Annotated in this window: 19 protein-coding genes, 1 tRNA gene and 1 pseudogene; 5 read left to right on the top strand and 16 right to left on the bottom strand. The window is 72.6% G+C overall.

From position 1 onward, the window contains the following. The first annotated feature begins 91 nt into the window (after window positions 1-91). Together ABZ452_RS09780 and ABZ452_RS09775 are read left to right on the top strand one after the other, a co-directional pair. The gene (locus tag ABZ452_RS09780; RefSeq protein ID WP_357940805.1) at window positions 92-1726 is read left to right on the top strand and encodes a glycoside hydrolase family 13 protein; all 1635 of its coding nucleotides are present in this window, start codon (window positions 92-94) and stop codon (window positions 1724-1726) included. 161 nt (window positions 1727-1887) lie between these two features. Continuing rightward, window positions 1888-2250, top strand: coding sequence for a VOC family protein (locus tag ABZ452_RS09775; protein WP_357940803.1), 363 nt, complete (start codon window positions 1888-1890; stop codon window positions 2248-2250). 4 nt (window positions 2251-2254) lie between these two features. Here the strand turns inward: ABZ452_RS09775 and ABZ452_RS09770 are convergent, their stop codons facing one another. The 6 genes from ABZ452_RS09770 to ABZ452_RS09745 all read right to left on the bottom strand — a co-directional run bounded on the left by ABZ452_RS09770 (window position 2255) and on the right by ABZ452_RS09745 (window position 6811). Continuing rightward, a complete protein-coding gene (locus ABZ452_RS09770; RefSeq protein WP_357940800.1) occupies window positions 2255-2692 on the bottom strand; it encodes a hypothetical protein in 438 nt (145 codons plus the stop codon). Between the two features lie 74 nt (window positions 2693-2766). Continuing rightward, on the bottom strand, window positions 2767-3141 hold the full coding sequence (locus tag ABZ452_RS09765; RefSeq protein ID WP_313723154.1) for a GntR family transcriptional regulator: 375 nt from the start codon (window positions 3139-3141) through the stop codon (window positions 2767-2769). Then, the gene (locus ABZ452_RS09760; protein WP_357940797.1) at window positions 3138-4070 is read right to left on the bottom strand and encodes a YihY/virulence factor BrkB family protein; all 933 of its coding nucleotides are present in this window, start codon (window positions 4068-4070) and stop codon (window positions 3138-3140) included. Before ABZ452_RS09760 ends, ABZ452_RS09765 begins: the two co-directional genes overlap by 4 nt. A gap of 57 nt (window positions 4071-4127) precedes the next feature. After that, on the bottom strand, window positions 4128-4685 hold the full coding sequence (locus ABZ452_RS09755; RefSeq protein WP_357940795.1) for a 2'-5' RNA ligase family protein: 558 nt from the start codon (window positions 4683-4685) through the stop codon (window positions 4128-4130). Window positions 4686-4726: 41 nt separating this feature from the next. After that, the gene (gene trpS, locus ABZ452_RS09750; protein ID WP_357940793.1) at window positions 4727-5752 is read right to left on the bottom strand and encodes a tryptophan--tRNA ligase; all 1026 of its coding nucleotides are present in this window, start codon (window positions 5750-5752) and stop codon (window positions 4727-4729) included. 33 nt (window positions 5753-5785) lie between these two features. After that, the gene (locus ABZ452_RS09745) at window positions 5786-6811 is read right to left on the bottom strand and encodes a hemolysin family protein (RefSeq protein ID WP_357940791.1); all 1026 of its coding nucleotides are present in this window, start codon (window positions 6809-6811) and stop codon (window positions 5786-5788) included. A gap of 173 nt (window positions 6812-6984) precedes the next feature. Between ABZ452_RS09745 and galE the strand changes: the two genes are divergently transcribed. After that, window positions 6985-7968 carry a UDP-glucose 4-epimerase GalE gene (galE, locus tag ABZ452_RS09740; protein ID WP_357940789.1) on the top strand — a complete coding sequence of 328 codons (984 nt, stop codon included), beginning with the start codon at window positions 6985-6987 and terminating at the stop codon, window positions 7966-7968. Further along, window positions 7965-9131, top strand: coding sequence for a galactokinase (gene galK, locus ABZ452_RS09735; RefSeq protein ID WP_357940787.1), 1167 nt, complete (start codon window positions 7965-7967; stop codon window positions 9129-9131). The genes galE and galK overlap by 4 nt, the downstream gene beginning before the upstream one ends. Before the next feature lie 59 nt (window positions 9132-9190). Here galK and cysN read toward each other — a convergent pair whose 3' ends face one another. The 10 genes and pseudogenes from cysN to ABZ452_RS09685 all read right to left on the bottom strand — a co-directional run bounded on the left by cysN (window position 9191) and on the right by ABZ452_RS09685 (window position 18186). Then, complete coding sequence (gene cysN / locus ABZ452_RS09730; protein WP_357940785.1) at window positions 9191-10495, bottom strand: sulfate adenylyltransferase subunit CysN; 1305 nt, start codon at window positions 10493-10495, stop codon at window positions 9191-9193. Further along, window positions 10495-11406 (bottom strand): sulfate adenylyltransferase subunit CysD, encoded by a 912-nt coding sequence (cysD, locus tag ABZ452_RS09725; RefSeq protein ID WP_357940783.1) that lies wholly within the window; start codon window positions 11404-11406, stop codon window positions 10495-10497. Before cysD ends, cysN begins: the two co-directional genes overlap by 1 nt. Window positions 11407-11486: 80 nt before the next feature. Beyond that, on the bottom strand, window positions 11487-12320 hold the full coding sequence (locus ABZ452_RS09720) for an inositol monophosphatase family protein (RefSeq protein ID WP_357940781.1): 834 nt from the start codon (window positions 12318-12320) through the stop codon (window positions 11487-11489). Window positions 12321-12412: 92 nt separating this feature from the next. After that, a complete protein-coding gene (pth, locus tag ABZ452_RS09715; protein ID WP_357940779.1) occupies window positions 12413-13003 on the bottom strand; it encodes an aminoacyl-tRNA hydrolase in 591 nt (196 codons plus the stop codon). A gap of 97 nt (window positions 13004-13100) precedes the next feature. Then, window positions 13101-13793: a 50S ribosomal protein L25/general stress protein Ctc gene (locus ABZ452_RS09710; protein ID WP_357940777.1), complete on the bottom strand. Its 693-nt coding sequence runs from the start codon at window positions 13791-13793 to the stop codon at window positions 13101-13103. Between the two features lie 296 nt (window positions 13794-14089). Next, window positions 14090-15070 carry a ribose-phosphate diphosphokinase gene (locus tag ABZ452_RS09705; protein WP_154229876.1) on the bottom strand — a complete coding sequence of 327 codons (981 nt, stop codon included), beginning with the start codon at window positions 15068-15070 and terminating at the stop codon, window positions 14090-14092. Between the two features lie 52 nt (window positions 15071-15122). Continuing rightward, window positions 15123-16649: pseudogene (gene glmU / locus ABZ452_RS09700) on the bottom strand (bifunctional UDP-N-acetylglucosamine diphosphorylase/glucosamine-1-phosphate N-acetyltransferase GlmU). Between the two features lie 103 nt (window positions 16650-16752). Beyond that, window positions 16753-16824: transfer RNA gene (locus ABZ452_RS09695), tRNA-Gln, on the bottom strand. 191 nt (window positions 16825-17015) lie between these two features. Next, on the bottom strand, window positions 17016-17345 hold the full coding sequence (locus tag ABZ452_RS09690; RefSeq protein ID WP_357940775.1) for a helix-turn-helix domain-containing protein: 330 nt from the start codon (window positions 17343-17345) through the stop codon (window positions 17016-17018). After that, window positions 17338-18186 (bottom strand): helix-turn-helix domain-containing protein, encoded by an 849-nt coding sequence (locus ABZ452_RS09685; protein WP_357940773.1) that lies wholly within the window; start codon window positions 18184-18186, stop codon window positions 17338-17340. The genes ABZ452_RS09690 and ABZ452_RS09685 overlap by 8 nt, the downstream gene beginning before the upstream one ends. Before the next feature lie 121 nt (window positions 18187-18307). On the opposite strand from ABZ452_RS09685, the gene ABZ452_RS09680 reads away from it, so the two are divergent. Next, window positions 18308-19279 (top strand): acyl-CoA desaturase, encoded by a 972-nt coding sequence (locus ABZ452_RS09680; RefSeq protein WP_357940771.1) that lies wholly within the window; start codon window positions 18308-18310, stop codon window positions 19277-19279. Window positions 19280-19290 lie beyond the last annotated feature (11 nt).

Below are 19290 nucleotides of genomic sequence, written 5' to 3'. Positions count from 1 at the left end.
TGCGCAAGGAATGCTTGACTCTTGCAGCGCTCGGGCGGCATTCTGCTCAGACGCCCTGCCGTCCCGCGCCACAGAACGGGGATCCACACCGATGACCTCCGCCCCCCACCCCACGCCGCTGCCCGCCGACGACGACTGGTGGCGGTCCGCGGTCGTCTACCAGGTGTACGTCCGCAGCTTCGCGGACGCGAACGGGGACGGCGTCGGGGACCTCCAGGGCATCCGGCGGCGCCTGCCGTACCTGCGCGAGCTCGGGGTGGACGCGCTCTGGCTGACCCCCTTCTACACCTCGCCGCAGGTCGACGCCGGCTACGACGTGGCCGACTACCGCGACGTGGACCCGATCTTCGGCAACCTGACCGACTTCGACGCGATGATCACCGACGCGCACGGCCTGGGCCTGCGGATCATCGTGGACCTGGTGCCCAACCACACCTCCAGCGCGCACCCGTGGTTCATCGCGGCCCTCGCCGCGGGCCCCGGTTCCGCCGAGCGCGAGCGCTACCTCTTCGCCGAGGGCAGGGGCGAGCAGGGCGAGCTGCCGCCGAACGACTGGGAGAGCATCTTCGGCGGCCCCGCCTGGACCCGGGTGGCCGACGGCCAGTGGTACCTGCACCTGTTCGACCCCGCCCAGCCCGACCTCAACTGGCGCCACCCGGAGGTGCGCGCCGAGTTCGAGGACATCCTGCGGTTCTGGCTCGACCGGGGCGTGGACGGCTTCCGGATCGACGTGGCGCACGGGATGATCAAGGCCGAGGGGCTGCCGGACGTCGGCTTCAACTCGATGACCACCGGCCGGCGCCAGTCCGAGCTGCTGGGCAAGGGCCGGCTGCCCTACTTCGACCAGGACGAGGTGCACGACATCTACCGCGCCTGGCGGCCGATCCTGGACAGCTACCCGGGCGGGCGGATGGCGGTCGCCGAGGCGTGGGCGGAGACCCCGCAGCGGCTCGCCCGCTACATCGGCCCGGACGAGCTGCACCAGGCGTTCAGCTTCGACTTCCTCGACGCCACCTGGTCGGCCGACTCGTTCCGCAAGGTGATCGACACGGCGCTCGCCGAGTCGACCATCGTGGGCGCGCCGACCACCTGGGTGCTCTCCAACCACGACCGGCAGCGGCACGTCACCCGGTACGGCGACGGCGAGGTCGGCCTGCGCCGTGCCCGGGCCGCCGCCCTGCTGATGTTCTCCCTGCCCGGCTGCGCCTACGTCTACCAGGGCGAGGAGCTGGGCCTGCCCGAGGTGCTGGACCTCCCCGACGAGCTGCGGCAGGACCCGGCGTTCCTGCGCACCGGCGAGAGCCGGGACGGCTGCCGGGTGCCGATCCCGTGGAGCGGCGAGCTGGCCCCGTACGGCTTCGGTCCGGACGGCAGCGAGCTGAGCTGGCTGCCGGCCCCGGCGACCTGGCGGGCCCTCTCGGTGGCCGCCCAGGCCGGGGTGACCGGCTCGACGCTGGAGCTCTACCGGGCCGCGCTGCGGATCCGGCACGAGCACCCGGCCCTGGCCGGCACCGGCGGCATCACCTGGCTGGAGACCGAACCCGGGGTGCTGGCGTTCCGCCGCGCCGCCGGGGACGCCGAGCTGACCTGCGTGGTCAACCTCAGCGGCGCGGAGGTGACGGTCGCCGGCCACGGCCGGCCGGTCGTCGCCAGCGCGGAGGTCACCGAGCGGGGCGACGGGCACGTTCTGCCGGTGGACGCGGCTGCGTGGTTCGAACGGCGCTGAGCCGGGTAACCCGCCATTGACCTGGTCGTCCGTTGTGCCCCGCGCCGACGGGCGGCTGGGCTACCGACCCCTTGTGGTGGGGGGTGAGGTGGCACCGGCCCCTCGGGGACTCGTTCCCGGGGGGTCGGTGTCCATCTGGGACCGTGGGGTACCACGTGGTGATGACCGCACACATGGCGCAGTACACGCTCGATGTCAGCGACGTCGACCGGATGGCCGGGTTCTGGTCGGCCACCCTCGGCTACACGGTCCGGCAGGGCCGTGACGGCAGCGCGAAGCTCTATCCACCGCCCGGCGGCTCCGGCCCGACCGTCTGGTTGCAGGGCAGCGGCACCCCGAAGCGCGGCAAGAACCGGCTCCACCTGGACCTGGTCTCCGACGGGGACCCGGTGGCCGAGGTCGACCGGCTGATCGGGCTCGGCGCCCGACGCGTCGACGTCGGGCAGACCGGCACGGAGGGCTTCGTGGTGCTCGCCGACCCGGAGGACAACGAGTTCTGCGTGCTCAACGGGCCGCCGAGCTGACCCCTCAGGCTCCCCTGCTGGTCAGCAGCTCGGCGATCCGGGCGAGACCGGCCCGGACCTCGTCCCGGCTGGGCGGTGCCGCCGGCTCCGGCTCCCGCTCGGCGGCCAGCTCCAGCTCGTCGTCGATGACGTCCTCGAAGTCGCCGTAGAGGTCCGCCTGGTCGACCTGGGCGGCCTCGTCCTCGGCGGCGATCTGCGCGGCGGCGATCTCGCCGCGGATCTCCTCGGGCGTCAGCGCCGGCAGCAGCGGTTCCACCACCGCCATGAGCTGCTCCTCGGCCACCACCGCCTCGGCCAGGGCGAGCGCGTGCGGCCGCTCGTACGGGCCGCAGACCACCGGCTCCCACTCGTCGTCGTCGCCGAGCGGGCCGAAGGTGATGATCCACGGCAGGCCCAGCATCGGCGAGTCGTCCGGCAGGTCGAGTGTCACGAGTGCGCCCACCGGCCCATCATGGTCGGTCGCGGCACGGACGTGCGCCTCATTCACGCCAACTCCCCCCTCTCCGGCGGTCGCTCTCACCCGTGCGTACCGGCGTCCAGAGCCGCACGGACCAGGGCGACGGCGCGGTCCGGCGGGACGCCCAGGCGGAGCGCCTCGGCGGCGTACGCCGTGGCGGCGCGGTGCAGGCGGTCGGTGGCGTCGTCGCGCCCGGGGGCCACCACGGTGCCGTGCCGGCCGCGGGTCTGCACCAGCCCGGCGGACTCCAGCTCCCGGTACGCCCGCGCCACCGTGTTCACGGCCAGGCCCAGGTCGGCGGCGAGCTGCCGGACCGCGGGCAGGCGGGTGCCCACCGGCAGCCGACCGTCGCCGATCATCGCGGCGAACTGCCCGCGCACCTGCTCGTACGGCGGCACCGCCGAGTCCTGCTCGATCCGGATCCGCGTGCTCATCCCGCTCCTCCCGGCGTTCCCGGGTCGGTCGCCTCGTCGACCTCCACGTCCACGTCCCGCCCGCCGCCCTCGGCCAGGTCCACCACCCGGCCGTAGCGGCTGGTGGCGGCCAGCGCCGCACCGAAGAGCACCATCTGGTTGAGCAGGTAGAGGTAGAGCAGCAGCCCCACCGCCGTGGCCACCACGGTGTAGGCGGGGTTGCGCTCGGTGCGCACCACGTAGTAGCGCCCCACGGTGTTGAGCAGCGTGATGCCGATGGCGACCGCCAGCACGGCGGGGCGCAGCCGGCGGCGGCTCATCCGCAGCCGCGGCACCGCCACCAGCAGCGCGGTGGCCAGCACCGCGTTGACCACCACGCTGAGGACCGCGCTGACCGTGGTCAGGCCCACCGACCCGGTGCTGCGCAGCAGGAAGCGCAGCAGCGACTCCAGCGCGTCCACGGCGGCCACCGAGACGCCGAGCAGCACGAAGACCGCGACCAGCACGCCCAGGTCGACCAGGCGGCGGACCACCAGGTTGCCGGGCTGCTGGTTGAAGCCGTACATGAGCCGCTGCGAGGAGCGGATCGCCTCGACCCAGCCGATCCCGGTGAAGACCAGGATGACCAGGCCGACCACGCCGACCGTGTTGCTGCTCTCGGCGATCTGCGTGGTGTCGAGGAACGGCAGGTTCCCCTCCAGGAAGTCGCCCGCCGCGTTGCTGACCTCGTGGTTGCCCTGGAGGACCGCGCCGAAGATCCAGTAGCCGACCAGGGCCAGCGCGAACACGGCGAAGAAGCCGTAGTAGGCGATGGCGGCGGCCAGCCGACCGGCGAGCAGGTCGGCGTAGAGCGTGCCGGCCCGCCACACGTGGTCGAAGACCGACGACCGGGCCCGGGCCGCGTCGACGCGTCGACCGAGCGCCGCCTCGATCCGGCCGATGACGTTCACCCCGCCATCCTCACCGATCCGCCCGCTCCCGGGAGGCAGGCCGACCGCGTGCTCAGCTCAGCCGCCGAGGCGGAAGTCGCGGCGGGGCTGCCACCGGGCGGCCCCGCTGTGCGAGAACAGCGTGAACGCCTCCACCTCGAAGAGGGCGGAGAAGTCGGCCAGGTCCTCGTACGCCTTGTCGAGCACCTCCGCCGGCACGTCCTGGGCCACCGTGACGTGCGGGTGGTACGGGAAACGCGCCTCGCGGTGCAGCTCGGGGGCCGCGTTGATGGCCGCGGCGAGCACTTCGCACTCGCTGATCCCGGCGGCCACCGCCACGAAGACCACCTGGGTGACCGGCCGGAACGTGCCGGTGCCCCGCAGGTGCAGGGTGAACGGCAGGTGGGTGGCGGCCACCCGGGTCAGGTGCTCCTCGACGGCCGGCAGCGCGCGCACCGGGATCTCGGTGGGCCCGAGCAGGGTGACGTGCGCCGGGACGGCCTGGGGGTCGCCCGCCTCGATCCGCCGGCGGGTGAGCATGCCGCCCCACGGCTCCGGGATGTCGACCGCGATCCCGATCTGGATGGTGTCACCGACGTCCGGTGCCCCGTCCCTGCCATCCACGCTGTGCGCCATCCCTCCGGCCACCGACTGCGACACCCGTTCCCGCCGGGCCGCTACTCGAACCGGACCGGGGGGAAGAAGCCGATCCGCTCGTACGCGGTGTGCAGCGTCGCGGCGGCCACCGCGCGGGCCTTCTCGGCGCCCTGCGCGAGCAGCTTGTCGAGCTGCGCCGGGTCGTCGAGGTAGGCGCGGGTGCGCTCCTGGATCGGGGTGACGAACTCCCGGACCACCTCGGCGAGGTCCTTCTTCAGGTCGCCGTAGCCCTTGCCGTCGTACGCGGCGACGAGGTCGTCGATGCCGCGTCCGGAGAGCGCCGAGTAGATGGTGAGCAGGTTGGTGATGCCCGGCTTGCCCTCGGCGTCGAAGACGATCTCACGCCCGGTGTCGGTGACGGCCGAGCGGATCTTCTTAGCCGAGCGGGCCGGATCCTCCAGCAGGTCGATGATGCCGGCCGGGGAGGAGGACGACTTCGACATCTTGGCCGTCGGGTCCTGCAGGTCGGTGATCTTCGCGGTGTCCTTGACGATGTGCGGGGCGGGCACCGTGAAGGTGGGGCCGAACAGCGAGTTGAACCGCTGGGCCAGGTCGCGGGAGAGCTCCAGGTGCTGCCGCTGGTCCTCGCCGACCGGCACCGCGTGGGCCTGGTAGAGCAGGATGTCGGCGGCCTGGAGGATCGGGTAGGTGAACAGGCCGACGCTGGCCCGCTCGCTGCCCTGCTTCTGCGACTTGTCCTTGAACTGGGTCATCCGGCTCGCCTCGCCGAAGCCGGTGATGCAGCCGAGCACCCAGGCCAGCTGCGGGTGCTCGGGCACCTGCGACTGGACGAAGAGGGTGCTGCGCTCGGGGTCGAGACCGACCGCGAAGAGCTGCGCGGCGGCGACCCGGGTGCGCTGCTTGAGCACCTTCGGGTCGTGCCCCGCGGTGATCGCGTGCAGGTCCACCACGCAGTAGAACGCGTCGTGGCTCTCCTGCAGGGCCACCCAGTGCCGTACCGCGCCCAGGTAGTTGCCGAGGTGGAACGAGTCGGCCGTCGGCTGGATGCCGGAGAAGACGCGTGGGCGGGCGGGTACGTCGGACATGCCGGCAATTCTGTCAGCAAGCCCCGGCGTCCGTCATGACGGGCCGGTGGGTCGGGTGGACACGGGCGGGAGCGGGGCCGTGACCTCGCGCCGGGGCTCGGGCAGGCGGACCGTGGAGACGGCGAGGCGGGACACCCGCCGCCCGTCGAGGGCCACCACCCGCAGCAGCCAGCCGCCGGGCGGGTCGTCCGGGTCGGGTCCGCCGGCGTCGTCCGGGTCGACGGCCACCGGCACCTCGTCGCCCGTGACCGGCAGCCGGCCGAGGGCGGCCATCACGAAGCCGCCGACCGTCTCGTACGGCCCGGCGGGCAGCGGCACCCCGGTGCGTTCGGCGAAGTCGGCCAGGTTGAGCCGGCCGTCGACCACGGCGGGCAGGCCAGCGTGGGCCGGGTCGGGCGGGACGTCGTCCTCGTCGTGGATCTCCCCGACCAGTTCCTCGACCAGGTCCTCGCAGGTGACGATGCCGGCGGTGCCGCCGTACTCGTCGACCACCACGGCCAGGTGGTGGCCCTCCCGGCGCATCTCGGTGAGCGCGGCCAGCACCCGCTTGCTGCCCGGGAGCCGCTTCACCTCCCGGGTCAGCTCGCCGACCGTGGCGCGCGGGTCCCGCTCGGGGCGCAGCAGCACGTCGCGCAGGTGGACGAACCCGACCACGTCGTCGTGGGTGCCGTCGACCACCGGGTAGCGGGTGTGCGGCTCGGCGCGGACCAGCCGCTCGGCCTCGGCCACGGTGAGCCCGGTGGCGAGGAAGACCACCTCGGTGCGCGGCACCATCACCTCGCGGACCAGCCGCGCGCCGGCCACCAGCACCTCGTCGATGATCCGCCGCTCGTCCGGGTCGAGCACCGTGTTGGCCGCGACGAGGTCACGCAGCTCGGCCTCGCTGATCCGCTCCCGGCCGGCGGTCGGGCTGGCCCCGAGCAGGTCGGTGACCAGGCGGGTGGCGCCGTCGGCGGCGCGCACCACGAGCCGGGCCACGGTGCGGGCCACGGGTCCGGGTTCGCGTCTCGGCCGCCCCGGCGGGCGTCGCCGGGGCCCGGGACCACCTCCCTCCCGCATGACAAGGATGGTAGACAGCGGGCGCCGGGCAGCCGGGGCGATGTTCGGATCTGTTCAATCATGAAGGATGATGATGGAATAGCGGACGCCCCACCCGCAGCCGCGACACCGCCCGCGGCCTTAGGGTGATCACGGACGGCCGCCGCGGCGCGCGGCCAGGCAGGAGGAGCGACGTGAAACTGCTCGTCACCGGCGGCGCCGGTTACATCGGCAGCGTGGTGACCCGGATGCTGCTCGACCACGGTCACCAGGTGACCGTCCTGGACGACCTGCGCACCGGTCATCGGGAGGCGCTCGCCCCCGAGGCGACCCACGTCGACCTGCCGATCCACGAGGCCGCCCGGGTGCTCACCCCCGACGCCGGGTTCGACGGCGTGCTGCACTTCGCCGCCCTGATCGCCGCGGGCGAGTCGATGGTCAAGCCGGAGCTCTACTGGCAGACCAACACGGTCGGCTCGCTCGCCCTGATCGACGCGGTCCGCGCCGCCCGGGTGCCCCGGCTGGTCTTCTCCTCCACGGCCGCCGTCTACGGCAACCCCACCGAGCTGCCCATCCCGGAGACCGCCGTCAAGGCCCCCACCAACACCTACGGGGCGACGAAGCTGGCCGTCGACATGGCGCTCACCTCCGAGGCGGTCGCGCACGACCTGGCCGCCGTCTCGCTGCGCTACTTCAACGTGGCCGGGGCCTACCGGCACGACGGGCGGACCATCGGCGAACGGCACGACCCCGAGACCCACCTCATCCCGCTCGCCCTCGACGTGGCCGCCGGCCGGCGCGACAAGCTCCAGCTCTTCGGCGACGACTACCCGACCGCCGACGGCACCTGCGTTCGCGACTACATCCACGTCGCGGACCTGGCCCGCGCGCACCTGCTGGCTCTCGACGCGGCCACCGGGGGCCGGCACCGGATCTACAACCTGGGCAACGGCAACGGCTTCACCAACCGGCAGGTGATCGAGGTGGTCCGCGAGGTCACCGGGCACCCGGTGCCGGTCGAGGTGGCCCCGCGTCGCGAGGGCGACCCCGCCGAGCTGGTCGCCTCCTCCGCGCTGGCCCGCGCCGAGCTGGGCTGGGTGCCGGAGAAGCCCACCCTCCAGGACATGGTCGGCGACGCGTGGGAGTTCTACCGCACGCACATCCTGGGACAGCAATGAGCGTGGGAAGTGACGTCGCGGCCCGCGCCACCGCCGGCTTCCGGCAGCGGTACGCCGCGGAGCCGGCTGGCCGCTGGGCGGCTCCCGGCCGGGTCAACCTGATCGGCGAGCACACCGACTACAACGACGGGTTCGTGCTGCCCTTCGCGCTGCCGCTGCGTACCGTGGTCGCCGCGGCGGTCGCCGACGACGGGCGCTGGGCCGTCTGGTCGGAGCTGGACGACGAGCCGGTGGAGTTCGGGCCCGCCGAGGCCGACGAGCCGGGCCGCGTCGACGGCTGGGCCGCTTACGTGGCCGGGGTGGTCTGGGCGCTGCGCGCCGCCGGCCACGACGTCCCCGGCGCCCGGCTGGCCATCGCCTCCGACGTGCCGGTCGGCTCCGGGCTCTCCTCGTCGGCGGCCATCGAGGCGGCGGTGCTCGCCGCCCTGGTCGACCTCGGCGGGCTGGACCTCCCCGCCGACCGCCGGCCCCGGCTCGCCCAGCGGGCCGAGAACGACTACGTCGGCGCGCCCACCGGCATCATGGACCAGTCCGCGGTGATCCGCGGCCGGTCCGGGCACGCCCTCTTCCTCGACTGCCGCACCGAGGAGGTCGAGCAGATCCCGTTCGACCTGGACGCCGCCGGGCTGGCCGTGCTGGTGGTCGACAGCCGCGCCCCGCACCGGCACGCCGACGGCGAGTACGCCGCCCGCCGCAAGTCCTGCGAGCGGGCCGCCGAGGCGCTCGGGGTGGCCGCGCTGCGCGACGTCGCCACCGCCGACCTGGACGCCGCGCTGGCCCGCCTCGACGACGACGAGACCCGCCGCCGGGTCCGGCACGTCGTCACCGAGGACCAGCGGGTGCTCGACACGGTCGAGCTGCTGCGCGCCGGCCGGGTCCGCGACATCGGCCCGCTGCTGACCGCCTCGCACACCTCGATGCGGGACGACTTCGAGATCACCGTTCCGGAGATCGACACCGCGGTCGACGCGGCCCTGGCCGCCGGGGCGTACGGGGCGCGGATGACCGGCGGCGGCTTCGGTGGCTGCGTGCTCGCCCTGGTCGACGCGGACGCCGCCGACGCCGTGGCGGCCGCCGTGACGGCCGCGTACGCCGACCGCGGCTTCGCCGCGCCCGGCACGCTCACCGTTCTCCCCTCCCCCGGCGCGACCCGCCTCGACTGACGACGAGGAGGGGCCCCCGGTCGGTCGACCGGGGGCCCCTCCTCACACGTGGGCAGCGGTCAGCCGGCCTCGACGATCATGCCGGCGCCGACCGTGCGGTTGGTGGCCTCGTCGATGATGACGAACCCGCCCGTGGTGCGGTTGCGCCGGTACTCGTCGGCCAGCAGCGGGACCGTCGTCCGCAGCCGCACCCGGCCGATCTCGTTGAGCTTCAGCTCGCCGGCCGTCTCGTCGCGGTGCAGCGAGTTGACGTCCAGCCGGTAGTGCAGCCCGCGCACGATCGCCCGCGCCGAGCGGGTGGTGTGCTTGATGGCGTACCGGCCGCCGACCTGGAGCGGGCGGGTCTCGTCCATCCAGCAGATCATCGCCTCGATGTCCTGCGCGACGGCCGGGGCGTTGTTCGGCCGGCAGATCATGTCGCCGCGCGAGATGTCGATCTCGTCGGCCAGCCGGACGGTCACCGACATCGGCGGGAACGCCTCGTCCACCGGGCCGTCGGCGGTCTCCACGGCGGCGATCCGGCTGGTGAAGCCCGAGGGCAGCACCATCACCTCGTCGCCGGCCTTGAGCACGCCCGAGGCCACCTGGCCCGCGTAGCCCCGGTAGTCGGTGACGGTGGTGGACTGCGGCCGGATCACGTACTGCACCGGGAAGCGGACGTCGACCAGGTTGCGGTCCGACGCGATGTGCACCCGCTCCAGGTGGTGCAGCAGCGACGGGCCCTCGTACCAGGGCATGTTCTCCGAACGGGTGACGATGTTGTCGCCCTGCAGCGCGGAGATCGGCACCACGGTCAGGTCCGGCACGTCGAGCTTCGCGGCGAACGCCGTGAACTCGTCGGCGATCTGCTCGAACACCTCCTGCGACCAGTCGACCAGGTCCATCTTGTTCACGCACAGGACCAGGTGCGGCACCCGCAGCAGCGAGCAGAGGAACGCGTGCCGGCGGGACTGCTCCACCAGGCCCTTGCGCGCGTCCACCAGGATCAGCGCCAGGTCGGCCGTGGAGGCGCCGGTGACCATGTTCCGGGTGTACTGGATGTGCCCCGGGGTGTCGGCGATGATGAACTTCCGCCGCGGCGTGGCGAAGTAGCGGTACGCCACGTCGATGGTGATGCCCTGCTCCCGCTCGGCGCGCAGGCCGTCGGTGAGCAGCGCCAGGTTGGTGTACTCGTCGCCCCGGGCCGCGCTGACCGCCTCGACCGCGGCGAGCTGGTCGGTGAAGAGCGACTTCGTGTCGTACAGCAGCCGGCCGATCAGGGTCGACTTGCCGTCGTCGACGCTGCCCGCGGTGGCGAACCGCAGCAGGTCCATCGGCCGGGCCGACGCGTCGGCCTCGGCCGGCGCAACAGTCTCGACGCTCATCAGAAGTAGCCCTCCCGCTTGCGGTCCTCCATGGCGGCCTCGCTGACCCGGTCGTCGCCGCGGGTCGCGCCGCGCTCCGTGATCCGGGTGGCGGCCACCTCCTCGATCACCTTCTCCACCGTGTCGGCGTCCGAGCGGACCGCCGCAGTGCAGGAGGCGTCACCCACGGTCCGGTACCGCACCTGGGCCTTGAACGGCTGCTCACCGGCGCGGCCCCGGAAGAACTCGTTGACCGCGTAGAGCATGCCGTCGCGCTCGATCACCTCGCGCTGGTGCGCGTAGTAGATCGACGGCAGCGGGATCCGCTCCCGGGCGATGTAGTGCCAGACGTCCAGCTCGGTCCAGTTGGAGAGCGGGAACACCCGGATCGACTCGCCCGGGTGGTGCCGGCCGTTGTAGAGCGCCCACAGCTCGGGGCGCTGGTTCTTCGGGTCCCACTGGCCGAACTCGTCGCGGAAGCTGAACACCCGCTCCTTGGCCCGGGCCTTCTCCTCGTCCCGGCGCGCGCCGCCGAACAGCGCGTCGAAGCGGTGCTTCTCCACCGCGTCGAGCAGCACCGGGGTCTGGATCCGGTTGCGCATGCCGTCGGCCGACTCGCGCACCAGCCCCTTGGTGAGGGCCTCCGGCACGCTGGCCACGATGAGCTGGAGACCCAGCTCGGCCACGCGCTGGTCCCGGTATTCGAGAACCTCGGGGAAGTTGTGCCCGGTGTCGACGTGCATCACCGGGAAGGGAATGTTGGCCGGGGCGAACGCCTTCTGGGCCAACCGGAGCATCACGATCGAGTCCTTGCCGCCGGAGAAGAGCAGCACGGGGCGCTCCATCTCGGCGACGACCTCTCGCATCACGAAGATGCTCTCCGCCTCGAGAGCGTCCAGATGCGACACCTGGTACGCGGCGGTGGCCGTCATGACACGAACTCGATTCGCTCGGATCCGCACATCGGAATTCCAGACCTTTCCGGTCGGACTCGTGAAGAAGAACGCTCAGGCTACCCGGAATGCCTCTGCAGCGCTGCAAGCAACCGGCTGGCGAGATCCTTGCGGCAGACCAGCAGGTCGGGCAGGCGTGGGTCGGCCTCGTTGTATTTCAGCGCAGATCCGTCGATCCGGGAAGCGTGCAGTCCGGTGGCCGTCGCCACAGCGACCGGAGCGGCGGAGTCCCACTCGTACTGACCGCCCGCGTGGATGTACGCGTCGACCTCGCCGGTGACCACAGCGGCGATCTTCGCGCCCGCCGAGCCCATCGGAACCAGATGCGCGCCGATGTCCTCTGCCAGATCGGTCAGGAAAACCGGCGGACGGCTACGGCTGGCCGCCAACCGGATGGTCCTCGCGCCGCCCGCCGTGGCGGCCTCCAGGGTCATCGGCGGGTACGCCGGCGGGTAGTCCGTGCCCAGCACCCGGTGCTGCGCCGGCAGCCCCACCGCGCCCGCGACCAGACCGTGCGGCGTCGGCGCGCTGCGCGACCAGAGCGCCACGTGCACCGCCCAGTCCGAGCGGCCCTCCTCGGCGAACTCCCGGGTGCCGTCCAGCGGGTCGATGATCCACACCCGGTCGGCGTTCAGCCGGGACACCGCGTCGCTGCTCACCTCGGCCGTCCAGGCCAGCCGGGAGCCCTCGTCCTCCTCCGACAGCACCGCGTCCGCCGGCCGCCACTTCGCCAGCTCGGTGCGGATCAGATCGTGCGAGACCTTGTCCCCGGCCGACTTCAGCGCCCCCGCGTCGGCGAAGCCCAGCTCCGCGCGCAGGCCCATCAGCGCCTGCCCGGCCCGGGCCGCCAACCAGCGGGCGAACGCCCCGTCGATCATCGGAGGACTGCCCATGGTGTTCCCGCTCCCGTCGCCCGCCGTCGCACGTCAGAAGGCGCAGACTACCGGCACCGGACCGGCCCGCCCGGGATGCCCCGCCCGGCGCCTCAGGCGCCGTGGTAGAGGTTCTGCGTCGGCTCCACACCCTTGGTGACCACCGACTCCACCACGTCCGCCGCCCGGTCCACCAGGAACTCCAGTTCCTTGCGCTCGGCCGCGGAGAAGTCCGACAGCACGTAGTCAGCCGGGTCCTGCCGGCCCGGCGGCCGGCCGATGCCGAACCGCACCCGCACGTAGTCCTTGGTGCCCAGCGACTTCGACATCGAGCGCAGGCCGTTGTGGCCGCCCTCGCCGCCGCCGCACTTCACCCGCAGCTGGCCGTAGGGGATGTCCAGCTCGTCGTGCACCGCGATCACCCGCCCCGGCGGGATCTTGTGGAACTGCGCCAGCCCGACCACCGGGCCGCCGGAGAGGTTCATGTACGTCAGCGGCTTCACCAGCACCAGCTTCGGGCCGCCGAAACCCAGCCGCCCCTCGGCCACCTCGGCCACCGCCCGCTTGTGCCGGCCGAACTTCCCGCCCAGCCGGCCGGCCAGCAGCTCCGCCACCATGAAGCCGACGTTGTGCCGGTTCCCCGCGTACTCCCGACCGGGGTTGCCCAGGCCGACCACCAGCCACGGCCCCGCCTCGTCCGTCACCACACGTCCCTTCCGCCCGGCCCCGCCGGTCCGTCTCCGATACGCCGACAGGCGCCCCCGGCAACCGGGGACGCCTGTCGCACAGCCTGCGAAACGATCAGGCTTCGGTCTTCGGCTCCTCGGCAGCCGGCTCGCCCTCGGCCGGGGCGCCCTCCGGGGCCTCGGCGGTCTCCTCGCCGACCTCGGCCTCGGCCTCGGACTCGGCGACCTCCACCTCGGGAAGGGTGGCCTCGAGCTGCTCGGCGGTCGGGGCGGCGGTCACCGAGGCGACCTGCAGCTCCCCGTCCGCGACCAGCTCGACACCGGCCGGCAGCTCGACGTCGGCGGCGGTGATCTGGGTGCCGGGCTCGGCGCCCTCGATGGAAGCCTCCAGGTGGTCCGGCACCTTGGTGGCGTCGGCGGTCACCGTGAGGGTGTCGTGGTCGTGCACGATCAGGGTGTCCTTCGCGGCCTCACCGGTCAGCTGGACCGGGACCTCGACGGTGACCTTCTCGCCCCGGCGGACCAGCAGCAGGTCCACGTGCTCGAAGGTGTCCTTGATCGGGTCACGCTGGATCGCCTTCGGCAGCGCCAGCACCTGGGTGCCGTCGCTGACCTCGATCGCGAAGAGCTGGTTCGCGCCACCCTTGCGGATCGCGGCGGCGAACTCACGCGCCGGGAGCGCGATGTGCTTGGGCTTCTCGCCGTGGCCGTACAGCACGGCGGGCACCTTGCCGGCCCGGCGGGTACGACGGGCACCACCCTTGCCGAACTCGGTACGGGGCTCGGCGCTGATCTTTACCTCGGACACGGGGAAACTCCTGATGCTTCGCTGCGGCGGCTTGTCGTCTGGCGGTGCTGGGCGAGGGGCTCGCTGGGGCTCAAGGTCATGAACGACCGCCCGGAGCACCGCGTCGATGACGGCGCCTCCGTGCGGTGCTTTTCAGCAGCCCGCCGGGCACCCTCGCCGTGGCAACCGCACCAGTCTACCCGAGGGATTTCCGAGCTATCCGGCAGTCCCCATATCACCGCCGGCGACACCCCGCAGGCCGACTTTCCCGCCGGCGGCGACCGTCTCGGACGGCCACCGCCGGCAGGCGCCGGACCTCAGCTCAGGCCACCGAACAGGGTCGTCACCGAGCCGTCGTCGAAGACCTCCCGGATCGCCCGGGCCAGCAGCGGGGCGATCGACAGCACGGTCAGCTTGTCGAGCTGCTTCTCCGGCGGTAGCGGCAGCGTGTTGGTCACGACGACCTCGCTGATCGGGCTGTTCTTCAGCCGCTCCGTCGCCGGGTCCGACAGCAGCGCGTGGGTGGAGGCCACCACGATCTCCGCCGCGCCCGACTCCTTCAGGATGTCGGCGGCCTTGGTGATCGTGCCACCGGTGTCGATCATGTCGTCGACGATCAGGCAGACCCGGCCCTCGACCTCACCGACCACCCGGTTCGCCACCACCTGGTTCGGCTTCAGCGGATCCCGCGTCTTGTGGATGAACGCCAGCGGGCAGCCACCCAGCCGGTCCGTCCACCGCTCCGCCACCCGCACCCGGCCCGAGTCCGGCGCCACCACGGTCATCGGCCGGCCCGCGTACCTGTGCTCCACGTACTCGGCCAGCACGTCCATGGCGAACAGGTGGTCCACCGGGCCGTCGAAGAAGCCCTGGATCTGCGCGGTGTGCAGGTCGACCGTCAGGATCCGGTTCGCGCCCGCGGTCTTCAACAGGTCGGCCACCAGCCGCGCCGAGATCGGCTCCCGGCCGCGGTGCTTCTTGTCCTGCCGCGAGTAGGGGTAGAACGGCAGGACCACGGTGATCCGCTTGGCCGAACCACGCTTCAGCGCGTCGACCATGATCAGGGTCTCCATCACCCAGGTGTTGACCCCGTGCGTCACGGACTGCACCACGAAGGCGTCCGAACCGCGTACCGAGTCCTTGAAACGTACGAAGATCTCCCCGTTGGCGAAATCGTACGAGTCGGAGGGAGTCGGCGCGACGCCGAGCACCTCACCGATCTCCTTGGCCAGCTCCGGAAAACCCCGTCCGGAGAAGAGCATCAGGCTCTTGCGGTTTTCGGCGACGATGCTGCCCATGGGCCCGTCTGCTCCCGTATGTCGGTGGTTCCCGGCGGCGGTGAGCCGGGGACTATTCGGTTGCAGTATCCCCCGCGTTCACCGGTCCTCCCACGGTCTCCGGCCCCCCGTGGATTCAGTCACCTTCGCTTGCGGCACCGGCCGGGTCCGACGCACCCTCGCGGGCCCGCTGCGCCGCCTCCGCGGCCGCCGTGCCGGACCGCTTGCGCAGCACCCAGCCCTCGACGTTGCGCTGCTGACCCCGGGCCACCGCCATGGCACCCGCCGGCACGTCCGAGATGATCACCGAACCCGCCGCCGTGTACGCCCCGTCACCCACCCGCACCGGCGCCACGAACATGTTGTCCGCCCCGGTACGCGCGTGACTGCCGATCGTGGTGTGGTGCTTCCGCACCCCGTCGTAGTTGACGAACACCGTCGCCGCGCCGATGTTGCTGTGCTCGCCGATCGTCGCGTCACCCACGTACGACAGGTGCGGCACCTTCGAACCCTCGCCGATGGCGGCCTTCTTCGTCTCCACGAAAGTGCCGACCTTCGCCTTGCGGCCCAGCCGCGACTCCGGCCGCAGGTACGCGTACGGCCCGACGCTGGCCTCCGGGCCCACCTCGGCGCCCACCGCGTGGCTGCGCACCACGCTCGCGCCCGCGCCCACCGTGGTGTCCACCAGCGTGGTGTCCGGGCCGACCAGCGCGCCCGCGCCGACCACCGTCGCACCCTGGAGCTGGGTGTTCTGGTCGAGCACCGCGTCCCGCTCGACGGTCACCGTCACGTCGATCCAGGTGGTGTGCGGGTCCAGGATGCTCACCCCGGTCCGCATCCAACCCTCGTTCACCCGGTCCCGCAGCAGCCGGCGCAACGCGGCCAGCTCGACCCGGTCGTTGCAGCCCAGCGTCTCCACGTGGTCGGCCGCGCAGTGCACCGCCACCGGCTCCCCCGCGTCCCGCAGCAGGCCGAACACGTCGGTGAGGTACTCCTCGCCCTGCTCGTTGTCGGTCGAGAGCTTGCCCAGCGCGTCCCGCAGCCGCGCCACGTCGAACGCGTAGATGCCCGCGTTGATCTCCCGCAGCGCACGCTGCTCCGGGGTGGCGTCGCGCTCCTCGACGATCTGCGCCAGCCGCCCCTCGACGTCCCGGACGATCCGGCCCAGGCCGGTCGGGTCGGGCACCTCGGCGGCCAGCACGGTCGCCGCCGCGCCGGCACCCTCGTGCGCCTCGACCAGGGCGGCCACGGTCTCCGGCCGCAGCAGCGGCACGTCCCCGTTGATCACCACGACCGTGCCGGCGGCCTCCGGGACCGCGTCCAGGGCGATCCGGACCGCGTGCCCGGTGCCGAGCTGACGCTCCTGGAGCACGGGGGTGGCCGCCGGGGCGACCTCGGCCAGGTGCGCGCGCACCTGGTCGGCGCCGTGACCGACCACCACCACCTGGCGGTCCGCGCCGAGCGGCGCGGCCGCGGCCAGCACGTGACCGAGCAGGGTACGGCCGAGCAGCGGGTGCAGCACCTTGGGCAGGTCCGACTTCATCCGCTTGCCCTCACCGGCGGCGAGCACGACAACGGTGCGGAGGTGGGGCTGGGACACGACGTGGCTCCAGTCGGGACGGCGACAGTCTCGCGGCCATGCTAACCAGACCGCCGGGCAGGCCGCCGGATACCCCAAGAAGGGCGCCTATACCAGAGAATTGCTCGGCCGCCAGGATTCGAACCTGAAACACAAGAACCAAAATCTTGGGTGTTGCCAGTTACACCACGGCCGAAGGGTCGCCAACAGCTTAGCGCCTGTCGTCCACCTCCCGGTGGTTCGGATCGGGGCCACGCACCTCTGCCAGACCCTCCACCACGCCCGCTATCCAGAGGTAGAGCTCCCGCGACCGGGGCACGCGCACCACGAGACAACCCCGGTAGTTCGCACCGACGTTGGTCCGTGTCGTCCGCGGATTGTGCCGCTTCAGAGTCGGCCGCTGGAACGACCCCGCGTCCACGCGCAGCTGAGCGGCCCACCACGGTTCCCCGCCTCGCGTTCCGCCTCCTCTCGCCGTGCTCGGCGATCGGCCCGATGCGGTGCGCGGCGCGCCTCCGCCGCGAGGCGGCGCTGCACCGCAGCCTCCGACGAGCCGTCGAGCGGGAGATGCCCCACCCAGCGATAGGCCGTCGACTTCGCAATTCGGAGCCGATCCGCGATCTCGCCGACCGTGCGACCCTCCGCCCGCAGCCGCTGCGCCGCGCTCAGCAGGTCATCCCTGAGGTTTCTCCGTCGGACGGACGGGTCGTCACTCACCGGCGACCCCCTCCACGGCGGCCCCGATGCCGGCGATCAGCCCCTCGACGCGCCAGTAGAGCGGGCGGCTGCGAGGCACGGTGATCACGAGGCAGCCGTGGTAGTCGTCGCCCGTGTTCCGGCGGACCGTCGTCGCGTTGTGCCGCTTGAGGGTCGGTCGCCCGAACCGCTCGACGGGGAGCCTCAGCCGCTCCGCCCACCAGCGCGTGGTCGCGTCGACGTCGGCGGATTCGTGAATGAGCAACCGGTAGCTCGGGACCTCGCGGCCGATCCCGCACCCGGCGAGGAACCTGAGGAACAGGGCGAGCAGGCCCGGGTCACTGTTGACGAACTCCAGCCGATCCTGTGCTCGCCACGGCTTCGACTTGCTTCCTTCGCACCAGTAGATCGCCGCGCCGAGCACCAGCAGGTCACGTTCGTCGAGCGCGCCGACCACACCGGCCGCACGCTCGTGTTCCGCCGCCCGGGCCGCGTCGCGCGCCTGCCGGTGCGCGCCCCAGCGGGCGTCCGTCATCGCCTTCGAATGCGCCCGCCGCCGCTCGGCCGTCGCCTCGTCCGGGTTCAACGGCAGGTGCCGCACCCACTGGTACGCGGTCGACTTGGCGACGCCGAGCTGCGCCGCGATCTCGGTGACCGACCGCCCCTCGCCCCGTAGCCGCTCGGCTTCGGCGCGGACCGCGTCACGGGCCCGGGGCCGCCGGGTCCACTCGGGTGGCGGGACGCCGCGCAGCAGCGTGTAAGCCCGGTCGCGGCCGATGCCGAGGCGGGCCTGGATCTGCGCGACGGAGAGCTGTTCCTCGACGCGCAGGCGGCGCGCCTCGGCGGTGAGCGGGTCGGTCACTTCGACAGGTTAGGACTGGCGTACGACAGGTCGGGCCATCGACGGAGTGACGTGTCCGCTGCGGTCCGGCCCGTTCCTGGTTACGGTGACGTAGGCGTAGCCCGTACCGCTGGGAGGTGCCATGTCGACCACCCTGACCGGCCCGGAGAGCGGCCCGAAGCCACTCACCCAGGGCCACCAGTCCCGCGGCATCCTGATCGCCCTGTGGGCCTTCGTGGCCGTCCCGTTCCTCGCCCTGCTGGCCGCCGTGCCGGTGGCCTGGGGCGGTTGGCTGGGCTGGACCGACGTGCTGGTGGCCGGGTTCTGGTACGTGCTGTCCGGACTCGGCATCACCGTCGGCTACCACCGCTACTTCACGCACGGCTCGTTCAAGGCGAAACCGTGGCTGCGGGCGGCCCTGGCGGTGGCGGGTTCGTTCGCCGTGCAGGGCGAGATCATCCAGTGGGTGGCCGACCACCGGCGGCATCACGCGTTCTCCGACCAGGAGGGCGACCCGCACTCGCCGTGGCGGTTCGGGGAGAGCGTCGGCGGGCTGGCCAGGGGGCTGTTCCACGCGCACGTCGGGTGGCTGTTCAACCGGGAGTTGTCGAACCGGGAGCGGTTCGCACCGGATCTGCTCGCCGATCCGATCACCCGCCGCGTGGACCGGCTGTTCCCGGTGCTGGTGGTGGTCTCGGTGCTGGGGCCGGCGGCGATGGGCGGGCTGCTCACCGGGTCGTGGCAGGGCGCGTTGACGGCGTTCTTCTGGGGCGGGCTGGTCCGGATCGCGCTGCTGCACCACGTCACCTGGTCGATCAACTCGGTGTGCCACGTCTACGGTGAGCGCCCGTTCGCGGTGCGGCAGGGTGACCGGGCGTCGAACTTCTGGCCGCTGGCGTTGCTGTCGTTCGGGGAGAGCTGGCACAACCTGCACCACGCCGAGCCGACCAGCGCGCGGCACGGGGTGCTGCGCGGGCAGGTCGATCCGTCGGCGCGGGTGATCTGGCTGCTGGAGAAGGTCGGTGCGGCGTGGTCGGTGCGGTGGCCGAAACCGGAGCGGATCACGGCGAAGCTGGTGGAGCCGGGGCGGGTGCGCGGCCGGCCGGCGCGGTGACCGGTCGATCT

This window comes from Micromonospora sp. NPDC005707, assembly GCF_040631005.1.
GTDB lineage: Bacteria > Actinomycetota > Actinomycetes > Mycobacteriales > Micromonosporaceae > Micromonospora.
The sequence above is the reverse complement of the archived record's forward strand: the minus strand, read 5'-3'. Positions and strand labels throughout refer to the sequence as shown.

What these genes read in the sequence shown, in the direction of transcription:
- ABZ452_RS09780 (WP_357940805.1), top strand. Translation starts at nt 92, where the DNA reads ATGACCTCCGCCCCCCACCCCACGCCGCTGCCCGCCGACGACGACTGG.
- ABZ452_RS09775 (WP_357940803.1), top strand. Translation starts at nt 1,888, where the DNA reads ATGACCGCACACATGGCGCAGTACACGCTCGATGTCAGCGACGTCGAC.
- ABZ452_RS09765 (WP_313723154.1), bottom strand. Translation starts at nt 3,141, where the DNA reads ATGAGCACGCGGATCCGGATCGAGCAGGACTCGGCGGTGCCGCCGTAC.
- ABZ452_RS09755 (WP_357940795.1), bottom strand. Translation starts at nt 4,685, where the DNA reads ATGGCGCACAGCGTGGATGGCAGGGACGGGGCACCGGACGTCGGTGAC.
- trpS (WP_357940793.1), bottom strand. Translation starts at nt 5,752, where the DNA reads ATGTCCGACGTACCCGCCCGCCCACGCGTCTTCTCCGGCATCCAGCCG.
- ABZ452_RS09745 (WP_357940791.1), bottom strand. Translation starts at nt 6,811, where the DNA reads ATGCGGGAGGGAGGTGGTCCCGGGCCCCGGCGACGCCCGCCGGGGCGG.
- galK (WP_357940787.1), top strand. Translation starts at nt 7,965, where the DNA reads ATGAGCGTGGGAAGTGACGTCGCGGCCCGCGCCACCGCCGGCTTCCGG.
- cysN (WP_357940785.1), bottom strand. Translation starts at nt 10,495, where the DNA reads ATGAGCGTCGAGACTGTTGCGCCGGCCGAGGCCGACGCGTCGGCCCGG.
- cysD (WP_357940783.1), bottom strand. Translation starts at nt 11,406, where the DNA reads ATGACGGCCACCGCCGCGTACCAGGTGTCGCATCTGGACGCTCTCGAG.
- ABZ452_RS09720 (WP_357940781.1), bottom strand. Translation starts at nt 12,320, where the DNA reads ATGGGCAGTCCTCCGATGATCGACGGGGCGTTCGCCCGCTGGTTGGCG.
- ABZ452_RS09705 (WP_154229876.1), bottom strand. Translation starts at nt 15,070, where the DNA reads ATGGGCAGCATCGTCGCCGAAAACCGCAAGAGCCTGATGCTCTTCTCC.
- ABZ452_RS09680 (WP_357940771.1), top strand. Translation starts at nt 18,308, where the DNA reads ATGTCGACCACCCTGACCGGCCCGGAGAGCGGCCCGAAGCCACTCACC.